Source organism: Photobacterium minamisatsumaniensis (assembly GCF_050336695.1).
Lineage (GTDB): Bacteria > Pseudomonadota > Gammaproteobacteria > Enterobacterales > Vibrionaceae > Photobacterium > Photobacterium minamisatsumaniensis.
In genome coordinates, this window is sequence record NZ_JAKJSI010000119.1 from 1 (window position 1) to 601 (window position 601).

The window sequence follows — 601 nt, forward strand, 5'->3', positions numbered from 1 at the left end:
CCATGCTACCGCCAACTGAATTACAAACTTGGCTTCGTAATTTCAGCAACTTAGTAAACACTGAAATCATAACGAACCAGCACGAAAATCAACAGTGCGGATTCATGACTTTGAGAGAGACAAAGCTATTTATACCAATGAACATTGGCATGAGGTTTAGGTTAACCGCACCAATTCACGGAACGATTTTCATTGCATTGCGACCCACATTGAAACCACAAAACAACCAGCGGCAATGAGACCTAAACCATAAGAAAAAATGGCATATAACGCCCTTGTGAAGTTGCCCGCCCCTGAACCAAAACCTTGCCCAGTAAACACAAAAGCTTATTCATACTAAAAATGCCACGTGTTAAGGGTCAACTTACACAGCTTGTTATATACCTTACGACTTACCTAAGTATGGAGCTAGAATACTACTGACTTGCTCGCGACAAAGGCCGATTTCAACACTAATACCAGCCTGCTTTAAGATTTCGATTCCTCGACCACTATTACGTGGATCAGGGTCGAGAATAGAGACCACCACATGCTTAATGCCAGAGCTTACCAATATACTTGCACAAGCAGGTGTTCGTCCAACAAACGAGCAAGGCTCTAG

The 601-nt window shown here is 42.8% G+C and carries 1 pseudogene; it reads right to left on the minus strand.

Annotated features, from left to right (window positions below):
• Positions 1-385: 385 nt before the first annotated feature.
• Positions 386-601, minus strand: a pseudogene (locus L4D78_RS28335) (riboflavin-specific deaminase); the annotation flags it as partial.